The sequence below is a fragment of the Flavobacterium sp. MR2016-29 genome (assembly GCF_015350695.1).
Taxonomy (GTDB): domain Bacteria; phylum Bacteroidota; class Bacteroidia; order Flavobacteriales; family Flavobacteriaceae; genus Flavobacterium.
The window spans coordinates 1,181,952-1,200,833 of record NZ_JADKPU010000001.1 but is presented as its reverse complement, the minus strand read 5'-3'; the positions used below and the strand labels follow the sequence as shown (position 1 = coordinate 1,200,833).

Annotated in this window: 17 protein-coding genes; 5 read left to right on the top strand and 12 right to left on the bottom strand. The window is 34.0% G+C overall.

The features are described 5' to 3' along the window. Positions 1-40: 40 nt before the first annotated feature. The 3 genes from IR010_RS05405 to IR010_RS05395 form a co-directional block, all read right to left on the bottom strand. Positions 41-1,171 carry a formylglycine-generating enzyme family protein gene (locus tag IR010_RS05405; RefSeq protein WP_194602229.1) on the bottom strand — a complete coding sequence of 377 codons (1,131 nt, stop codon included), beginning with the start codon at positions 1,169-1,171 and terminating at the stop codon, positions 41-43. Positions 1,172-1,271: 100 nt separating this feature from the next. Further along, positions 1,272-2,237, bottom strand: a complete 966-nt coding sequence (locus tag IR010_RS05400) for a DUF6515 family protein (RefSeq protein WP_194602227.1) — start codon at positions 2,235-2,237, stop codon at positions 1,272-1,274. Positions 2,238-2,392: 155 nt separating this feature from the next. Next, a complete protein-coding gene (locus IR010_RS05395; RefSeq protein WP_194567175.1) occupies positions 2,393-3,613 on the bottom strand; it encodes an OprO/OprP family phosphate-selective porin in 1,221 nt (406 codons plus the stop codon). Between the two features lie 263 nt (positions 3,614-3,876). On the opposite strand from IR010_RS05395, the gene IR010_RS05390 reads away from it, so the two are divergent. Beyond that, entirely contained in the window at positions 3,877-4,911 is a 1,035-nt protein-coding gene (locus tag IR010_RS05390) for a quinone-dependent dihydroorotate dehydrogenase (RefSeq protein ID WP_194602224.1), read from the top strand. Here the strand turns inward: IR010_RS05390 and IR010_RS05385 are convergent. After that, positions 4,897-5,613, bottom strand: coding sequence for a DUF3307 domain-containing protein (locus IR010_RS05385; RefSeq protein ID WP_194602220.1), 717 nt, complete (start codon positions 5,611-5,613; stop codon positions 4,897-4,899). The genes IR010_RS05390 and IR010_RS05385 overlap by 15 nt on opposite strands. After that, a complete protein-coding gene (locus IR010_RS05380) occupies positions 5,610-6,224 on the bottom strand; it encodes a SatD family protein (RefSeq protein WP_029268711.1) in 615 nt (204 codons plus the stop codon). The genes IR010_RS05385 and IR010_RS05380 overlap by 4 nt, the downstream gene beginning before the upstream one ends. A gap of 214 nt (positions 6,225-6,438) precedes the next feature. On the opposite strand from IR010_RS05380, the gene IR010_RS05375 reads away from it, so the two are divergent. From IR010_RS05375 to guaB, 4 genes are all read left to right on the top strand, one after another. Then, positions 6,439-7,305: a hydroxymethylglutaryl-CoA lyase gene (locus IR010_RS05375; protein WP_194602217.1), complete on the top strand. Its 867-nt coding sequence runs from the start codon at positions 6,439-6,441 to the stop codon at positions 7,303-7,305. 74 nt (positions 7,306-7,379) lie between these two features. Then, a complete protein-coding gene (locus IR010_RS05370; protein ID WP_029268713.1) occupies positions 7,380-7,931 on the top strand; it encodes a hypothetical protein in 552 nt (183 codons plus the stop codon). Further along, on the top strand, positions 7,928-9,328 hold the full coding sequence (locus IR010_RS05365) for a DUF5723 family protein (RefSeq protein WP_194567169.1): 1,401 nt from the start codon (positions 7,928-7,930) through the stop codon (positions 9,326-9,328). The genes IR010_RS05370 and IR010_RS05365 overlap by 4 nt, the downstream gene beginning before the upstream one ends. Before the next feature lie 138 nt (positions 9,329-9,466). Next, positions 9,467-10,939, top strand: a complete 1,473-nt coding sequence (gene guaB, locus IR010_RS05360; protein WP_194567167.1) for an IMP dehydrogenase — start codon at positions 9,467-9,469, stop codon at positions 10,937-10,939. Between the two features lie 72 nt (positions 10,940-11,011). Here guaB and IR010_RS05355 read toward each other — a convergent pair whose 3' ends face one another. The 7 genes from IR010_RS05355 to IR010_RS05325 form a co-directional block, all read right to left on the bottom strand. Next, complete coding sequence (locus IR010_RS05355) at positions 11,012-11,899, bottom strand: L,D-transpeptidase (RefSeq protein ID WP_029268720.1); 888 nt, start codon at positions 11,897-11,899, stop codon at positions 11,012-11,014. A 292-nt stretch (positions 11,900-12,191) separates the two neighbouring features. Beyond that, complete coding sequence (locus IR010_RS05350) at positions 12,192-12,773, bottom strand: NUDIX domain-containing protein (RefSeq protein WP_194602214.1); 582 nt, start codon at positions 12,771-12,773, stop codon at positions 12,192-12,194. 54 nt (positions 12,774-12,827) lie between these two features. Further along, positions 12,828-14,099: an adenylosuccinate synthase gene (locus IR010_RS05345; protein ID WP_029268723.1), complete on the bottom strand. Its 1,272-nt coding sequence runs from the start codon at positions 14,097-14,099 to the stop codon at positions 12,828-12,830. A 94-nt stretch (positions 14,100-14,193) separates the two neighbouring features. After that, a complete protein-coding gene (locus IR010_RS05340; protein ID WP_029268726.1) occupies positions 14,194-14,652 on the bottom strand; it encodes a Fur family transcriptional regulator in 459 nt (152 codons plus the stop codon). Positions 14,653-14,836: 184 nt separating this feature from the next. Continuing rightward, the gene (locus IR010_RS05335; protein WP_194602211.1) at positions 14,837-15,379 is read right to left on the bottom strand and encodes a hypothetical protein; all 543 of its coding nucleotides are present in this window, start codon (positions 15,377-15,379) and stop codon (positions 14,837-14,839) included. A 27-nt stretch (positions 15,380-15,406) separates the two neighbouring features. Then, positions 15,407-17,632, bottom strand: coding sequence for a RelA/SpoT family protein (locus IR010_RS05330; RefSeq protein ID WP_029268730.1), 2,226 nt, complete (start codon positions 17,630-17,632; stop codon positions 15,407-15,409). Positions 17,633-17,923: 291 nt separating this feature from the next. Then, the gene (locus tag IR010_RS05325; protein WP_194602208.1) at positions 17,924-18,712 is read right to left on the bottom strand and encodes a TrmH family RNA methyltransferase; all 789 of its coding nucleotides are present in this window, start codon (positions 18,710-18,712) and stop codon (positions 17,924-17,926) included. Positions 18,713-18,882: the final 170 nt, after the last annotated feature.

Here is an 18,882-nt window from a genome sequence, read left to right as displayed (position 1 = left end):
AAATATCCAGGCGTTTTTAAGCTTCAAATTATAGAATAGTTTATTGCACGCATCTAAAACCAATATGATTCGCAGGCGACTTATAATCTCCTTTTCCTCTTGTGCCTACCATATAACGGGTACAATATTGATCTGTACATAAGAATGATCCGCCCCGCTGTACTTTTTTAGGAAGATTGGGTTCACCCGGATCGTATGAAGATTCTGGGCCTTTAGGATTTTTTACAACCTCACCATTTTGGCTTGAAACAGTGTAATAATCAGCAGTGTACCAGTCATTTGTCCATTCCCAAACATTTCCCCCAATATCATAAAGGCCATAACCATTTGGTGCAAATTGTGCTGTTGGTGCAATTCCGATATAACCATCCTCACCAGTATCTCCTTTTTCAATCGGAAAATGGCCTTGATAAATATTAGCTTGAAATTTTCCTTTAGGTTTTAAAGTATTTCCCCACGCGTACAGTTCTCCAGTTTTTCCGCCTCGAGCTGCAAATTCCCATTCTGCTTCTGTCGGCAGTCTTTTTCCGGCCCATTTAGCGTAAGCCGCTGCATCATCATAAGACACCTGGACTACAGGATAATTGCCTCTGCCTTTTATAGAACTTCCAGCCCCTTCAGGATGTCTCCAGTCGGCACCTTTTACATAAGTCCACCATTGCATATAATTATTCAGATCTACTTTTGCAGGAGTAGGAGTAAAAACGGCTGATCCGGCTACTAAATTTTCTAAAGGAGCATCAGGATATTCTTCATGTGTAGGTGTTTTTTCAGCTAATGTTACATAGCCTGTTGCTTTCACAAAAGCTTCAAACTGATCGTTTGTAACTTCTGTTTTATCCATATAGTAGCCATCTACATAAACCCTATGTATTGGTGCTGCATCTTTTGTAACGCCTTTTATGCTGCATAAACTTTCATCTTCCACATTACTTCCCATTGAGAATTCGCCGCCAGGAATCCAAACCATTCCCTTTGGCGCTTTTCCGGCGGGAATGTTTTTATTTTCGATTGTAGGTTTAAACAAAGAAGATCCTGAAGTATTTGGAGTTTCTGCACAATCCATTGCTGCTAACTTTTGTTTAGGAACAATAAGTTTAGTATAACTGTAAGCAATAGTTATAATGGAGATTGTAAGTATTGCAAAAATCCAATAAGTTTTAGTTTTCATTGTAGATTTATTTTATAGAGTAGTGGTTGTCAATTAATAAGATAAAATTAAAAAAAATAACCTTATCAAACTCTATTTATTTGATAAGGTTACTATTGTTTTATTTATCTTCCTCTACGAGAACAACTTCATATTTAGATTTACCATCAACTTGAATCGGCTGGTAGTAGGTTTCACCAAATTTTACGTATTTGACATCTCCAATAGTTACTTCTTTACCTCCTTCGGGTAAATTTTCTACAATAGTTCCTGCTGTTGGAGGAACGACTTTGTAGGAGCTTCCGTCTTTTTCGTAATAGGTGCCTCCATAATAATAATTATTGACGGTTCCAGTATTGACCGTTTCAGCCCCGCTCGGAATATTATTGACTGTTCCTCCAACTGGTGCGGGTACAGCTGTGTAACCTCCATTTGATGGAGCATACCAAACGCCTTGATCATAATGATATTGTGTGCTTTCTACGCTAACTACAATTGCTGTAACGGCTAAAGTAGCAACAAAAAATCCCCAAGGATGCCAAACTGGTCCCCAATAATAAGGATGGTAAGGATGAAAATAGTAGGGATGAAATGTATTATATCTATAACCGCCATATCTATAAGGAGGACGTGTGTATATTACAGTGTTTCTTCTGACTACCGTATTATGATTGTTATTAATAGTAATGTCTCGGCTTCTGTCAACATTAATGTTATTTCTATTAACAGTATTGCTACTAATATTAGTGTTTCTATTACCGGTGTTGTTTCTGTTTACATTATTTGAGTTTCTGTTGTTATTTGCAATTTTAGAGTTAGAGCCTGTAGAGGGTCTAGTAATTTGGGTTACAGATCCATTTGATCCAGGTCTATTTGCTGTAGTTGGTCTGTTAATACCTGAACTGCCAGACGGTCTGCTTACAGCAGGTCTTGATTGTACAGCCGGCCTTGATACTGCGCCTCCGCCTCTACGTGCACCTCCGCCTCCGCCTCGATGTTGTGCTATACTATCAATTGAAATCAAAAAAAATGATCCCACAAAGCATATAAGTGCTGTTTTTCTAAGAGTTTTTTTTATGTTTTTCATTTTCAGTGTTTTATGTTCATTAAAATTATTAAAAAAAAATAAGAATGCTTTATAAAAATCCAAAATCATTTCATACTAAATGATAAAAATTCTATTATAATTGTTGCAAATACAATACCATTTTGTTTTTAATAATTTGATTTTTAATTGTTTATCTATAGTGAAATATCCCACTGTATTCTAAAACGCCATCCTTGAGCAAGTGGCAGCGTTTTATCCTGATAATCAAAATAGCTTACTTCTGAAGTGAGTTTGTTTTTGTGGCCTTTAAAGAACCAGTTAAAGGCTAAAGTACTCTCGTTTTGCAGATTATCTCTTATGTCATTATTCGGTCTATAAGTAGCAAATCTTCCGGCCATTTCTAAATGTTTGGGCCACCAGTTAAAGGTATTGTGAAAAAAATAACCAGCTTGAGCATAATATCCTTTTAAGGTGGTAGTCTTATCGTTATCCAGTTTATCAATGATGTATTTGGTATGCCATTCGCTTTGCCACGAAAAGCCACGGTACATAAAAGCAGTTTCAAAATTCCACTGATTAACGCGATATTGACCGGGTGAACCATTTTCATAACCTTCCAGCGAACCTCCTCCAGATTGCGAAAATCGAGTATATGGACTTCGGTTTGTCAGTGCCGAAAAGGCAATAATTGGAGTTGGTTTTTCGTGAAATTCTATATCGCTCCCTTCAAAGTCAAGAAATCTTCCTAAAAAATTCCATTGTACTCTTCCAAAATACATTAGGTTATTGTCGTCATTTGCGGTATTTCCTCTTCCGGTTCCCGTTAAGGCGGCAGCCCAATAATTAAAATCAGTAATACCGCTTCCTTTAAGATGACCGTATATTTCAACGCCCATTTGTCTGTCTGCCGTAAAAGGGCGATTAATTAAAGATCGATCTACGGTTTGCTGTTCACCGCTGCTGATAAAACGTTCACGGGTAAATTCGACTTTCCATTGGCCGGCTTTAAAACTTAACCATTCCCATTTTTCGACCATAATTCTAAAATCAAGCAAATTAGATTGACTGAGTTCATATTCCCAATAATATTTCAGCCAAGGTTCAAATGCGTGGCCGCCTACTTTTAGTCGCGCGCGGTTTATTTTAAAAGTTGTTTTTTTATCCTGACTATAATCATCATACGTTAACGGATCTGTATCATTTGGCGTAGAAAATCGAAACTGCAATCGGCTTTGTAATTGAAAAAGAAATTTATTGTCTTTGGTTCTCAGTTCAATTCCCTTACTTCCATAACTGACATTGATTAATTTGGTTGTGTCTTTTTCCAGCTGTGTCCATCCATTTTGACTTAATAGCAGTATTAAGACTGACAGAAGATTTTTTGAAATACGAATTAATATGCTGGTTTTATACATATTCTTACTTTAAATTTATTTTCTATTTCCTTCGTAATTTTTTTGCTTCAAAAGCAATTCACTATTTAAATCACACGCAATTGAAATAAATTTTTTCTTAAATATTTCAAAATTAGGTATAAATAGATTTTACAAGTCTTTGTAAAGGTTTGACTTTGTTTCATTTTATAATTTGCAACGTCTTATAATTTGTTTTTATAAAAACGAGTGTCTTTCAAGTATTATAATTAAATTTGCAACCGAAAAAACAACACAGCTTTCTTATGTATAAATTGATAATTCGTCCGATACTTTTTTGGTTTGATCCAGAAGAAGTACATTACTTTACTTTTTCATTTGTTAGATTCATTTCAAAAATTCCTGGCGTTTCCTCAATCATAAGATCTATTTATGATGTTAAAGATTCTCGATTAGAGAGAGAAGTTTTCGGAATTAAATTTAAAAATCCAGTTGGACTTGCGGCAGGATTTGATAAAGATGCCAAGCTGTACAAAGAACTTTCTGATTTTGGTTTTGGTTTTATCGAAATAGGAACCGTAACGCCTGTTGGTCAAGAAGGAAATCCTAAAAAACGTTTATTTCGTTTAAAAGAAGATCAGGCAATTATTAACCGAATGGGTTTTAATAACGGTGGCGTTTTGGAAGCTGTAGAACGTTTGAAAAAGAATTCAGGAATTTTGATTGGAGGAAATATTGGAAAAAACAAAGTGACTCCAAATGAAAATGCCGTAGACGATTATGTAATTTGTTTTGATGCGCTTTTCGATCATGTAGATTATTTTGTAGTAAATGTAAGCTCTCCAAATACACCAAATTTAAGAGCACTACAAGACAAAGAACCTTTGACAACTTTACTTCAAACATTGCAGAATAGAAATGTAGAAAAGCAAAAAACAAGTACTCAAAAAATAAAGCCGATTCTTTTAAAAATTGCTCCAGATCTTACAGACGAGCAATTATTAGATATTATTGATATTGTAAAAACAACTCAGATTGCAGGTGTAATCGCTACAAATACAACAATTTCAAGAGATGGTTTACAATCTCAAAACCAATCAGAAATGGGTGGATTATCTGGAAAACCATTAACAAAACGTTCTACAGAAGTAATTCGTTTTCTTTCGGAAAAAAGTAATCGAGCATTCCCAATTATTGGAGTAGGAGGAATTCATTCTGCAGATGATGCTATCGAAAAACTAAACGCTGGTGCAAGTTTAGTACAATTGTATACAGGATTTATTTATGAAGGTCCAGCGTTGATTAAGGCGATAAATAAAAAAGTTTTAGGGCAATTGTAAAAGCAGTGCCTGAACAATTAATCCAACAACTATTGCGATTCCAAAACTGATTAAAGTACCAATCAAAACATATTCGGTCAGTTTTCGGTCTTTGGCTTCTTTTAAATCTCCAAATCTAAAAATAGATTTAGCAGCTAATAAAAATCCGATTGCTTCAAAATGCCCGGTCAAGATAAAACCGAATACGAATAAACGTTCTAATATGCCAATGTAGTTTCCTGCGCTGGCAAGCGAGTTGTCCTTGTGGCTATTTTCGTTTTCAGGACTCCAGATTGAAATTATGGTTTTAATAAAAATTGAAGTTGGTTTTGTAACCAATAAAATTCCAGTTGCTAAAATCCAAAATTCGTTATCTTGCCAAAAATAGATAATGCCTTTGTTTTGATAGAGTAATACAATTCCAATTAAAATCAAAATATGTGCAATTTGATCTGCCACAAACCAAGTGCGTTTTGTTTTTTTCTTCTGAAAATTTAATTTGATTAAATCAATAATGCCATGCGTAACGGCAATTAAAATCGCATAGGGAATAAACTCGATTTCTCCAGCTAAAACTGCAGCTAAAACACCATGCAATAAAATATGAAGATACAAGTAAATACTTTTGTATTTTTTTGTTTCTTTATCAGCAACCCAAGAGTTGGGCTGCCAGATAAAATCTCCTAATAAATGAGCTAAAAGCAGTTTTATAAATAAAATCATGAGGCTGTAATTTGTTTTATTTGTGCTCTAAAATAACGATCTAAATTCATAACCAAATCAAACTGCGCGCGTTTTTGTCTGCGGCTCACTGCAGCCTGATTAATGCCTAATTTTTGTCCCAATTCTTCTTGCGATAAAGTTGGGTTTTCTATGGCAACAGCTACAAATTCTGCTGCTTGCACAAGCCAGCTGTCCATAAAAGTTAATGCCAGCTGGAGCATTAAGTTTATTTTTTCATCAATACTATAGTCGCCAGTTCTCATTGCCAACGTTACTTTTTGTTTTTTTAAAGTTTCAAAAAGCTCTCCTGAATGTATAAAGGCTGTTCCATTGCTTTCAGATATTTTTTCGGCGCTGTGTGTTTTATCTCCAAACCCAATACTCATTCGGGCATCTAATTTTTTTGCTTTTAAATGCGCTTTTATTAAAATAGCAGACAACAATGCTTCTTGAGGATTTTTTATTTCGATTTGAAATTCATCACCTCTGTAAACTTCCCATTGACTAGGTGTTTCGCCAAACGGAGATAAGATTTTCTTTAAATCTTCTACCCAGTCTTTTGATTTTTGTTTTCTCGAATCGATGATATCACCAGTAATTACGCTTGTCATAGTTTCAAATATAATTAAAAATAAATTAAGTTTTGATATTACAAATATACGTAATAAAATTAATTATTACGGTTTTCAGTAATACTTATATTTATTACGGTTTTCAGTAATAATTATTTGTATTACGATATTTGGTAATATTTCAATTTATGAAAATTATAGCTTTTATTTCTTTAAAAAAGAAACTAACTTAGCCTTCACTAAAGAATAAGCTTTGAATAAAGAAATCAAAATTATCGAATGTCCGCGGGATGCCATGCAAGGTATCAAAACTTTTATTCCGACTAAAAATAAGGTTTCGTACATACAAGCTTTGCTACGAGTAGGTTTTGATACTATTGATTTTGGAAGTTTTGTGTCTCCAAAAGCGATTCCGCAAATGCAGGACACTGCCGAAGTTTTGGCACAGCTTGATCTTTCGCAGACTACAAGCAAATTGCTGGCTATAATTGCCAATACGCAAGGCGCTGCGCAGGCTTCAGAACATGAGCCAATTCAATATTTAGGTTTTCCTTTTTCGATATCTGAGAACTTTCAGATGCGAAATACACATAAAACAATTGCTGAATCTTTAGTAACACTTCAGGAAATTCTTGAAATCGCCGATAAAAAAAACAAAGAAGTAGTTACCTATCTTTCAATGGGTTTCGGTAATCCGTATGGAGATCCGTGGAATGTTGAAATTGTGGGCGAATGGACAGAAAGACTTTCTAAAATGGGCGTAAAAATATTGTCGCTTTCAGATACTGTTGGAAGTTCTACACCGGAAGTTATTACGTATTTATTTTCAAATTTAATTCCGAAATATCCTCAGATTGAATTTGGCGCACATTTGCATACAACACCAAACAGTTGGTTCGAAAAAATAGATGCAGCACATAAAGCAGGATGTACGCGATTTGATGGTGCTGTTCAAGGGTTTGGCGGATGCCCAATGGCGACTGATAAATTGACGGGAAATATGCCTACGGAGAAACTTATCTCTTATTTTACAGCCAATAAAAAAACAACGGGCTTAAATTCGTTAAGTTTTGAAAGCGCTTACAACGAAGCATCAAAATTGTTCGGAAAGTTTCATTAAAAAGCAGTATATTTATTATCTTATGTAATAATCTTCAATAAAAAACGGTACCACTGACGTTTAATTTATTAATTATGAGCGCAAACTTCTTAAATAGAATTAAAATTTTAGTATTTGCATGCTTGTTTTTTTCATGCTCGAGTGATTTAGATTTTGATCAGGTTAACGATCTAAAATTAGAACCCGTTTTTGTAGCGAATCTGGCTTATTTTAATGTTCCTGCCAATCAGTTTTACGATAATGGAGCTGAACAGCAAATTGCATTTGATGTACAAGACTTTGATGCCTTTAAAAAGAAATTCTTCAGAGATAACTTGGTTAAGGCAGAAATGGATTTTGAAATAGAAAATACTATTTCTAGAGCTTTTACCCTTAATTTATTGCTTTTAAATGATAATGATGAAATTCTTCAAACCTTAACTTTTGAAGTTCCGGCTTATTCAGGAAGTTCTAATGTTATAAAATATCCTACAGAGGTTTTTGAAAACCAAAGATTAGCACTTTTAAAACAAACTACAAAAGTTGGTTTTTTTGTTAGAATGGCATCTGGACCTCCAATAAACGCGAATAGTTCAGGTAATTTAAAATTACGATCAAGTGCAACCGTTTATATGGAGATTGAATGAAAAAAGTCAGCCTGGTTTTAATGCTGTTTTTACAGCTTATCTGTTTTTCGCAAAACAAACAATTACTGTATAATTTTACAGCAATTCCGCAATCGTCATTGGTAAATCCCGGTGCCGATGTTTCGTACAAGTTTTATTTTGGAGTGCCAATTTTATCTGGAATTTCAGCAAATTTAGGATCAAGCAGTTTTTCAGCATATGATTTATTTGCAGATAATGGAGTTGATTTTAATGATAAAGTCAGAAACATTATAAACAAATCGTCCAGCAAAGATAAGGCTCAGGTAAATGAACAGCTCGAATTATTTTCAGGTGGTTTTAGAGTTGGAGGAAAGGAAAGTCAATCGTATATTTCATTTGGAGCCTATCAGGAATTTGATTTTCTAACGTACGTTCCAAAAGATCCTGCCATTTTTGCCTTAGACGGAAATAGAGATTATATTGGTAAATCATTCAATTTAGCGGATATAAATGTAAGGGCAGAAGTACTATCAGTATTACACGTCGGATTTCATAAAAAGTTAAATGAAAAACTCGTTTTAGGCGGTCGTGCTAAACTTTATTCCAGTGGGGCAAATGCCACTTCTACTCGAAATTCGGGTTTTGTTTATACTGCTCAAAATGCTGGAACTCCTAATATTTATACACAAGTAATTTCATCAAATCTAGAAATTAAAACTTCTGGAATTGCCAAGTTTACAAAAGATGAATATGAAGGAGATATTGCTAGTGATATCGCACACAACACCTTTTTTAACGGAAGTTTAGGTTTGGGAATAGATGCTGGAATTACATACTATTTTAAAGAAAATCTTCAATTTACGGCCAGTATTATTGATCTCGGATTTATAAATCAGTCTAAAGATATTGAAACTATAACATACAAAGGCGAATATAGATACGAAGGTGTAAACCCTAGTTTTGACTTTACAAATGAGCCGGAAAATGTAATTGATGATTTCGAAAAAGCAATTCCGCGTGATACGCTTTATAATAAATACACTACTTGGCGTCCAACAAAATTATATTCCTCAATACAATATTCTTTTGGAGAAGCAAGATCAGACGACGAATGCAATTGCAAAGGATCAATCAAAAGAAAGTATATAAATAAAGTCGGCGGACAATTGTTTGCAATGACAATGCCAAATGAACCTTTTGTGGCTTTAACAGCTTTTTATCAGCGCAGTCTTTTAGAAAAACTTGATGTTAAAGCGACTTATACATTCGATTCTTATTCAAAAACTAATATCGGATTAGGGCTTTCAGGAACAATCGGGAAATTTAATATTTATGCATTAGTTGATAATGTTTTCGAATATAAAGATGTCTCGAAGGCCAATAGTCTAGCATTTCAATTCGGACTCAATTTTATTTTTCAAGACAGTAAAGATTAAATTTTTAAAATTCAAATTAAAAAATTGAAATATACTTTTGTAATACCTTTCTTATAATGAGAAATTTAAGAAAAAGTTAGTATTCAAGTTTGCAATTTATTCACTATATTTGCACGCAATTCAACTAGAAATTGCAACATGATAGCACACAACTCCAAGATTATCGGCGAAGGTTTAACTTACGACGATGTATTATTAGTACCTAACTACTCGAATGTGCTTCCTCGCGAAGTGAGTATCAAATCAAAATTTTCACGAAATATAACACTAAATGTTCCTATAGTATCAGCTGCTATGGATACTGTTACTGAAAGTGCAATGGCAATTGCTATGGCGCAAGAAGGCGGAATTGGTGTTTTACATAAAAACATGACCATCGAACAGCAAGCGGCGAAGGTTAGAAAAGTTAAGCGCGCTGAATCAGGAATGATTATCGATCCCGTAACTTTACCGATGAATTCAACTATTGCAGATGCAAAAAATGCCATGAAAGAATTCGGAATTGGCGGAATTCCAATTGTTGACGAAAACAAAATCTTAAAAGGAATCGTTACAAACCGTGACTTGCGTTTCGAAAAAAATGGGGCAAGACCAATTGCTGAGGTAATGACAAGTACAAACTTAGTTACTGTTGCCGAAGGAACGTCATTAGAACAAGCTGAGGTAGTTTTACAAGGTCATAAGATCGAAAAACTGCCAGTTGTAAATGCTAAAAACGAATTGGTTGGTTTAATTACTTTCAGAGATATTACAAAACTGACTCAAAAACCAATCGCGAATAAAGATACTTTTGGTCGTTTAAGAGTTGCAGCAGCAATTGGAGTAACTGGTGATGCTGTCGAAAGAGCGGCTGCTTTAGTTGCTGCAGGTGTAGATGCAATCATTATCGATACAGCACACGGACACACAGAAGGTGTGGTTAATACATTAAAAGAAGTAAAATCAAGATTCCCTCAAATAGATGTTATTGTTGGAAACATTGCAACACCAGAAGCTGCTAAATACTTAGTAGAAAATGGTGCTGATGGTGTAAAAGTTGGAATCGGACCTGGTTCTATCTGTACAACTCGTATCGTTGCAGGGGTTGGTTTTCCTCAATTCTCAGCTGTTCTTGAAGTAGCTGCAGCTATTAAAGGAACTGGTGTTCCAGTTATTGCTGATGGTGGAATTCGTTATACAGGTGATATTCCTAAAGCAATCGCTGCAGGTGCTGACTGTGTAATGTTGGGTTCATTATTAGCAGGAACAAAAGAATCTCCAGGAGAAACAATTATCTTCGAAGGAAGAAAATTCAAATCTTACCGCGGAATGGGTTCTGTTGAAGCTATGCAAACAGGTTCAAAAGATCGTTATTTTCAAGATGTTGAAGATGATGTTAAAAAATTAGTTCCAGAAGGAATTGTGGGCCGTGTTCCTTACAAAGGCGAATTGAACGAAAGTATGCTTCAATTTATTGGAGGTCTTCGTGCCGGAATGGGATACTGTGGTTCAAAAGATATTCCAACTTTACAAGAAACGGGACGTTTTGTTAGAATTACGTCAAGCGGTATTACTGAAAGCCATCCACATAACGTAACGATTACAAAAGAAGCTCCAAATTATTCTAGATAATTTTTAGTTTTTCTGCATAAAAAAAGGCGTAAGAATCTAAATTCTTACGCCTTTTTATTTAAAATATATTTTCTAAAGAGCAGCAGTTTGTTTTTCTGTATCTCTTACTTTTTGATTTTCTAATATCTTCTGAACAAAGGGCTGTACTTGAGTTTCTAATTCACTTTCAGAGATATTTAATGCTTTAGGATCATTAACTAATTCAAACCAAGGTTTTGGTCCGTCAAAATTGTAGCTTCCAAAAACGATAACTGGAGTTCCTTTTACTTTTACATTTTCTGCATCTTTTAAGATCCATTCGTCTGCCCATTTGTAAAGGTATTTAGCATCTTTTTCTAATAAACGCAAGCAAGAATGAGAAGCAGGATAACCTGGCAATTCGTATTGGTGAAAACCAACACCTAGTTTATTTTCGATATTGAAATTCCATTTTAAGTCCCATTCGTCATTAAACGTACTGGTTGTTTTTTCTGCTTTCCAATTGGTAAAAAATAATCCAGTTGGCGTTTGATCTTTTTTTCTTCCCATATTAGTTGGGCCTGTATAAACTAATTCACCGTTTTCATATGCAGCAAAAGTTTGAGTAGGATATGAAAATATTAAAACTTTCGATACATCTTCTAAAGCAGAAACGTGCAAAGGAAATGGTAAATAATAAACTAAATCACCACTTAGATCAGATGGAATTACAACTGAATCCATTTTGGCAAAATTCGCCTTGTCAGTTCTATTTACAGCGTACGCTATATCTAGTTTAGTTGAATCACTTTTTATAGAGTCAAGCCATTGTTTTGTTTTTACAAAATGAAAACTAATAGATGATTCTGGCTTTTTATATTCAATTGTTTTCTTAGGGGTTGCTTTTTCGGTTCTGGCAACAGTTTCGTTTCTTTTGCAAGAACCTAACACAACTAAAACTACTAAAAGGAGGATATTTGATATGTAATATAACTTTTTCATAAACTGGTTTTTTATTGATGTAAAGTTATTTTAATACCCCTTCAAAAGAATTACAGAATTTCTGGAATTGTTTGTTTGATTTTCATTTACTAATAGTATTCATCTTAAACAAAATTCCAACCATAAAGTAAAATTATCAAAAGTAATTTTCCATTTTCTGTATTCAATTTCTGCTGAATCAGAAATCCAAGAATAGCCTACTTTAAAAACGCCGTTATTTTCTTTTGCGAATTCTTCCCAAAAATTAATTTTGTCTTAGAATTTTCAATCATAACCGTATATTTTGAACTGACTAAATCAGTCCTTTTATTTTAGCATGCTGCAACAGCAAAATAGTTTTCGCATCAGAAATCTCGCCAGATTCAATCATCGCATAAGCTTCATCAAAAGTATATTCTAAAACCTGGATATTTTCTTGTTCAGAGGCTAATCCACCACCTTCACTCACTTTCATACTTTCATCATATTCGCCTGTAAACAGATACAAAATTTCTGTTACAGCTCCGGGAGACATATACGTTTCAAATGCTTTTTCAACTTTTTGAATGCGGTAGCCCGTTTCTTCTTCGGTTTCACGAATAATAGCTTGTTCCGGATTATCTTGGTCTAAAAGTCCAGCGCATACTTCGATCATCATTCCAGTTTTGTTTCCGTTAAGGAAAGTTGGCAAACGAAACTGACGCGTTAAAATAACCATTTTTTTAGTTTTATTGTATAATAGAATTCCAGCTCCATTGCCGCGATCGTAAACTTCACGAACGTGTGTTTGAATTTTTTCATTTTCTTTTTGGTAATTGAAAGTGACTTTGTTTAGGATGTACCAATTGTCTGATAGTAAAGAAGTTTCGGTGATTTTAATTTCCGGATTTTTCATGGCGTAAATATTTATATAAAAAAACGCCCTGATTATCAGAGCGTTTAGAGATTGTTATTTTGTTATTGTCTGCTTTCTGTCTGGTCCAACAGATACGATCTTAATTGGCACGCCAACTTCAGCTTCAATAAATTCAATATATTCTTTTAGCTCAACTGGCAATTGATCGTAAGTTGTCAATCCAGTTAAATCAGCTTTCCATCCTTTAAATTCTTTATAAATAGGAGTTACATTTTCTGGCTCGATATTATATGGAAAGTGAGAAATGTTTTGTCCTTTATAGTTATATTCTGTACAAACTTTTAAAGTTTCGAATCCTGAAAGAACATCGCCTTTCATCATCATCAATTGTGTTACTCCATTTACTTGAACAGCATATTTTAAAGCTACAATGTCTAACCATCCGCAACGTCTTTGTCTTCCTGTAACAGATCCAAATTCGTTACCCACTCTTGCCATTGTAGCACCAACTTCGTCAAAAAGTTCAGTTGGGAAAGGACCACTACCAACACGAGTAACATAAGCTTTGAAAATTCCGTATACTTCTTTAATTTTGTTAGGAGCAATTCCTAGACCAGTACAAGCTCCGGCAGCAGTAGTATTTGATGAAGTTACGAAAGGATAAGTTCCGAAATCAACATCTAATAAAGAACCTTGAGCTCCTTCGCATAGAATAGATTTACCCGCTTTTTGAGCTTGGTACATGTATTCTTCACTGTCAATAAAATCTAATTTTTTTAATTCTTCGATAGCTTCAAAAAACTCTTTTTCAAGTTCCGCTAAGTTGTATTGAATTGCAACGTCATAAAAGGCAATCATCGCTTCGTGTTTGTCTGCTAAAGCTCTATAACGTTCTTTAAAATCTTCTAATTCGATATCTCCAACACGCAATCCGTTTCTGCCGGTTTTGTCCATATAAGTTGGACCAATTCCTTTAAGAGTAGAACCAATTTTGGCTTTTCCTTTAGATGCTTCAGATGCTGCGTCTAATAAACGGTGTGTTGGTAAAATTAAATGTGCTTTTCTTGAAATAATCAACTTGTTTTTGATGTCAAGGTTAAATTTTGCTAAACCTTCAATTTCTTTTTGAAAAACTACCGGATCTATTACAACACCATTCCCGATGATGTTTATTGAATCTTTATGAAAAATTCCAGAAGGAATGGTTCTAAGTACATGTTTTATTCCGTCAAATTCTAATGTATGCCCTGCATTTGGTCCTCCTTGAAAACGTGCAATAATATCATAATTTGAGGTAAGAACGTCAACAATTTTTCCTTTACCTTCATCTCCCCATTGTAATCCTAGTAATAAATCTACGGTCATTCTGTTTTAATTTGCGTTGAGGCAATTTGAGTTGCCCTACTGATTAATGTAGTTAATTTTCTTTTTTTTATTTTTTGAATAATGCCTTTCTGGATTATTGTTTTTGTTTTTTGTTTCCGTAGAAATAAAGTGAATGATTCGTAATTTCGATATCAAATATTTCTTCGATTGTTTTTTTGATGGTTTGAATTCTTGGGTCGCAAAATTCAATTACTTCACCAGAATCAGTCATAATAATATGATCGTGCTGTTTGTCGAAATATGATTTTTCGTAGTAAGCTTGATTTTGCCCAAATTGATGTTTTCTAACCAATGCGCAGTCTAACAATAACTCAATCGTGTTGTATAAAGTTGCTCTACTCACACGATAGTTTTTGTTTTTCATCTTGATATAAAGGTTTTCTATGTCAAAATGCTCTTCGCTATCGTAAATTTCCTGAAGTATAGCATAACGCTCAGGAGTTTTGCGATGCCCTTTTTGTTCAAGATACATTGTAAAAACATTTTTTACAATTTCTTGATTTCTAGTGTTGTCAGTTGAAATGAGTGTCATATCCGGCAAAGATAATTTTTTATTTTTAATGAATAAAAGTTTCGGGTTTAAACTTTAACGTTCAAATTTTGATTTGATTACTAATAATGCACCAAATACAAGGTTTGAGAACAATTAATTCGATTAATTTTAGAAGAACTTAATTAACATAATTATTTTTATTTATGATAAAACTAACAAATTTTTATTCGGTTTTTGTCATGTACATATACCAGTTCCATTCCCACGTTTTCCCTTGATCATCAGACATTGCCTGGCTCCAAACCGGATTTTTTTCATCTCTGGCATCCCAGCGGAAAACTTGAATCACATTTTTGCCTTCGTAAATATCTTTAGAAAAAAAATGCCCAACTTTGTTTTCAAATGAACCTACTACGGGTTTGTCTAAAATTCCAGTGTTTGAGTCAGCCCAATAAATGCTCCACAATTTTGTTTTCGGATTAAAAAGGCGAACCGTCATGCCTTCGAATGGTTCTCCGTCAAAAGTGGCAAGAAAATTATCGATGTTTCCAATTCCGTTTAGAATCTTATACATTTCCTGAGTTGACGGAAATTCAATCCATTCATTCGAATTTGCAAATCGTTGTTTTAATTTTTTATTCCGAATAACAGATTTTCCCTGAAAAAAATCAAAATCATCTTTTGATGAAGATTCCGAAGCGACAATTGAAAGTGCTCCGTTTTCATCAAAATTGATTTTAGGAATTTCTATAGAATCTGTTTTCATAATTATTTTTTTAAAGAAAAAAAGAGCTTACGTTCTGTATTCTCGGGTTACTTTATCAACGCCGTCAATTTTTTTGATCGCATTGATCATTTTTTTCAAAATGGTATTATTTTTTACAATTACGGCAATCTGACCATGAAAAATTCCAGCATCGGTACTTAAAGAAATACTCTGGATATTAACGCTCATATTGTTCGAAATTACTTTCGTTAATTGATTTGTAAGACCTAGAACATCCATTCCTGTAATATTTATAATGGCTTTAAATTCTTCTTGAGAAGAATCAATCCATTTGGCACTCATAATACGGTACGCGTAATTGGACTGCATTCCGATTGCATTTGGACAATCTTTTTTATGGACTTTTATTCCTTCATTAATCGTTACAAAACCAAAAACGTCGTCTCCCGGAATTGGGTTACAGCATTGCGAAAGTTTGTAATCGAGTTTGTCATGTTCGGTTCCAAAAACCAACATATCATAATTACTGCTGATGACCGGTTTGTGAATATCTTCTGCAGCAGTAGTTGTATCTTTATTTCTTTTGATTTTATTTTTGAAGAAATTGATAAACGAATTGCTTTTTTGAGCAGCATAATCTTTCAATTGCTGATTTTCAATTGCTCCAATTCCAACTCTGTAAAATAAATCTAAGCTGGTTTTTAGTTTGAAGAAGTTCACTAATTCGTTTATAACTTGTTCACTTATAGTTACTTTTAAGTGTTTTAGTTTTCTGGTAAGAAGTTCTTTTCCTTCTTCGGCAATTTTTTTAGTGTTCTCATTAAGAACGTTTTTGATTTTATTTTTTGCTCTCGAAGTCGTAACATATTCCAGCCAGTTTACAGTTGGTTTTTGGTTGGCAGAAGTTATAACTTCAACTTGATCGCCACTTTTTAATTCATGATTTAACGGAACTAAGCGCCCGTTTACACGAGTTCCTCTGGTTTTAATTCCAATTTCTGAATGTATGCTAAAAGCAAAATCCAGCGATGTTGCTCCTTTTGGCAAGGATTTGATTTCTCCTTTCGGTGTAAAAACAAAGATTTCTTTTGAATATAAATTCATTTTAAAATCTTCCACAAAATCTACCGCATTAGTTTCTTGATTTTCTAAAGCTTCACGAAGTAAATTTAGCCAAACATCCAAACCGCTTTCTTCTGTTGCTCCATTTTTATATTTGTAATGTGCGGCATAACCTTTTTCAGCAATTTCATCCATACGTTCGCTTCGAACCTGTACCTCGACCCAACGGCCTTTTGGTCCCATAACGGTAATGTGCAAAGCTTCATAACCAGTTGATTTTGGTGATGAAATCCAGTCACGCAAACGACTCGGACTCGGTCTGTAGTGATCTGTTACGATTGAATATATTTTCCAAGCCACAAATTTTTCGTCATGCGGATCTGATTTATAGACAATTCTTAAAGCGAATTTATCATACACTTCATCAAAACTCACATTTTGAGCGCGCATTTTTCGTCGAATCGAATAAATAGATTTCGGACGTCCTTTTATGATATAATCGATGCCTTCATTGTCTAAAGATTTTTTCAAAACATCTGAAATATCTTTGATATAAGCATCTTGTTCTTCTTTTGTTTCTCGAATTTTGCTTACAATATCATTATAAACGTTCGGTTCAGTATATTTTAATCCTAAATCTTCCAACTTAGTTTTAATATTGTAAAGTCCTAAACGATGGGCGAGAGGCGCGTAGATATAAAGTGTTTCAGAGGCGATTTTTGTCTGTTTGTATTCGACCATTGAGTCCATTGTCTGCATGTTGTGCAGACGATCGGCTAATTTTATTAGAATTACACGAACGTCATCGTTCAATGTAAGGATCATTTTTCTAAAATTCTCTGCCTGCATGGATGCATTCAGATCTTTTTGAACCATCGAAATTTTAGTCAAACCTTCAACCAATTGTGCCACTTTTGGGTTGAATAAACGCTCAATATCTTCAACCGTTATTGGAGTATCTTCGACAACATCATGCAATAAAGCCGCAGCAATAGAGGTCGCTCCCAAACCAATTTCTGAGGCAACAATTTTCGCAACTGCAATAGGATGAAAGATATAGGCTTCTCCAGATTTGCGTCTTTGTTCTTTATGAGCATCGACAGCAACATCAAAAGCTTTCCGGATTAATTTTTTATCAGCAGGGCTTAAAGTCTGATAACTTATTCGAAGTAATTCTTTGTATTCGTGCGCAATTGCTTTGTTTTCTTTTTCAATATCTATTTCTATCATAACGGCATAGTTCAAGTACTAAAAATAAGAATAAGTTTGAATATACGCAAGGTTTAAGATTGTTGATTTTAGTCCAGATCCCGAAACTTCGGGACAGGATAGATTTCAGATTTTTTGAGGTGTAAAAAGACTTCGACTTCGCTCCGTCTGCTTAAATAAATGTTTATTTAAAAATAAATTTAAAGATTTAAAATTCCAACAAAAAAGAGCGAAGCGATTTTTTAAAAATCTAAAAATCTAAAAATCTAAAAATCTAAAAATCTAAAAATCTAAAAATCTAAAAATCTAGAATCAAAACCCTCTCTGTCTTTTTGCTTCAAAAATTAAAATAGCTGCAGCAACAGAAACGTTCATACTGTCTATTTCTCCTTGCATCGGAATAATGATATTTTGTGTGGCAGCATCACGCCATTCCTGTGTAAGTCCGGTTGCTTCTGTACCCACAACTAAAGCTGTTGGAGTGGTAAAATCTTGTGTATGATATGAAGTTGAATTTTGCAAGGTCGCACAATAAAAATTGATTTTTTTTTCTTTTAAAAAAGCAATAATTTCTGCTGTCGTTCCAGTTGCAATTTGATTGGTAAACAAACAGCCCACGCTCGAACGCACAATGTTTGGATTGTATAAATCACTTTTAGGATTTGCGATTAAAACAGCATCGAGATTTGCAGCATCAGCAGTACGTAAAAGCGCGCCAATATTTCCTGGTTTTTCTGGAGCTTCTGCCACTAAAATCAGCGGATTTTCAGATAGATTTAAATCTGATAATTGCATCGATTTGGTTTTGGCTATGGCCAAAATTCCCTCAGTAGTATCGCGATATGCTAATTTTTGATAAACTTCTTTATTGATTTCAATTAATTGGACAGGTGTTTTAACCAGTTTGTTAATTTCATTTTCAGTAACCAATTCTGCTAAAAATAAAACGGTTTCTATTTCATAACCGCCTTTTATAGCTAATGAGATTTCACGTAAACCTTCAATCAAAAATGTTCCAGTCTGCTTGCGGGCTTTTGCCTTTTCCTGAAGTAAAACAAGCGATTTTATAAACGGATTTTGTATTGAAGTTATTTGTTTCATTTTTTTTAAAGGTACTTAGGTTCTGAGGCGCTAAGGTACTGAGATTTTTTTTAAAATAGAGGCAAAGCCTGAGAGTGGCAAAGGTTCAGAGGTTTTTAAAAAAAAACAACCACGAATTTCACGAATTCACACTAATTTTTACTGCATAAAAGCAATTAACTATTTGTGAA

What these genes read in the sequence shown, in the direction of transcription:
- IR010_RS05380 (WP_029268711.1), bottom strand. Translation starts at nt 6,224, where the DNA reads ATGACAAGCGTAATTACTGGTGATATCATCGATTCGAGAAAACAAAAA.
- IR010_RS05335 (WP_194602211.1), bottom strand. Translation starts at nt 15,379, where the DNA reads ATGAAAACAGATTCTATAGAAATTCCTAAAATCAATTTTGATGAAAAC.
- IR010_RS05350 (WP_194602214.1), bottom strand. Translation starts at nt 12,773, where the DNA reads ATGAAAAATCCGGAAATTAAAATCACCGAAACTTCTTTACTATCAGAC.
- IR010_RS05385 (WP_194602220.1), bottom strand. Translation starts at nt 5,613, where the DNA reads ATGATTTTATTTATAAAACTGCTTTTAGCTCATTTATTAGGAGATTTT.
- IR010_RS05395 (WP_194567175.1), bottom strand. Translation starts at nt 3,613, where the DNA reads ATGTATAAAACCAGCATATTAATTCGTATTTCAAAAAATCTTCTGTCA.
- IR010_RS05390 (WP_194602224.1), top strand. Translation starts at nt 3,877, where the DNA reads ATGTATAAATTGATAATTCGTCCGATACTTTTTTGGTTTGATCCAGAA.
- IR010_RS05365 (WP_194567169.1), top strand. Translation starts at nt 7,928, where the DNA reads ATGAAAAAAGTCAGCCTGGTTTTAATGCTGTTTTTACAGCTTATCTGT.
- IR010_RS05330 (WP_029268730.1), bottom strand. Translation starts at nt 17,632, where the DNA reads ATGATAGAAATAGATATTGAAAAAGAAAACAAAGCAATTGCGCACGAA.
- IR010_RS05345 (WP_029268723.1), bottom strand. Translation starts at nt 14,099, where the DNA reads ATGACCGTAGATTTATTACTAGGATTACAATGGGGAGATGAAGGTAAA.
- IR010_RS05325 (WP_194602208.1), bottom strand. Translation starts at nt 18,712, where the DNA reads ATGAAACAAATAACTTCAATACAAAATCCGTTTATAAAATCGCTTGTT.
- IR010_RS05405 (WP_194602229.1), bottom strand. Translation starts at nt 1,171, where the DNA reads ATGAAAACTAAAACTTATTGGATTTTTGCAATACTTACAATCTCCATT.
- IR010_RS05355 (WP_029268720.1), bottom strand. Translation starts at nt 11,899, where the DNA reads ATGAAAAAGTTATATTACATATCAAATATCCTCCTTTTAGTAGTTTTA.
- IR010_RS05340 (WP_029268726.1), bottom strand. Translation starts at nt 14,652, where the DNA reads ATGACACTCATTTCAACTGACAACACTAGAAATCAAGAAATTGTAAAA.
- IR010_RS05370 (WP_029268713.1), top strand. Translation starts at nt 7,380, where the DNA reads ATGAGCGCAAACTTCTTAAATAGAATTAAAATTTTAGTATTTGCATGC.
- IR010_RS05400 (WP_194602227.1), bottom strand. Translation starts at nt 2,237, where the DNA reads ATGAAAAACATAAAAAAAACTCTTAGAAAAACAGCACTTATATGCTTT.
- guaB (WP_194567167.1), top strand. Translation starts at nt 9,467, where the DNA reads ATGATAGCACACAACTCCAAGATTATCGGCGAAGGTTTAACTTACGAC.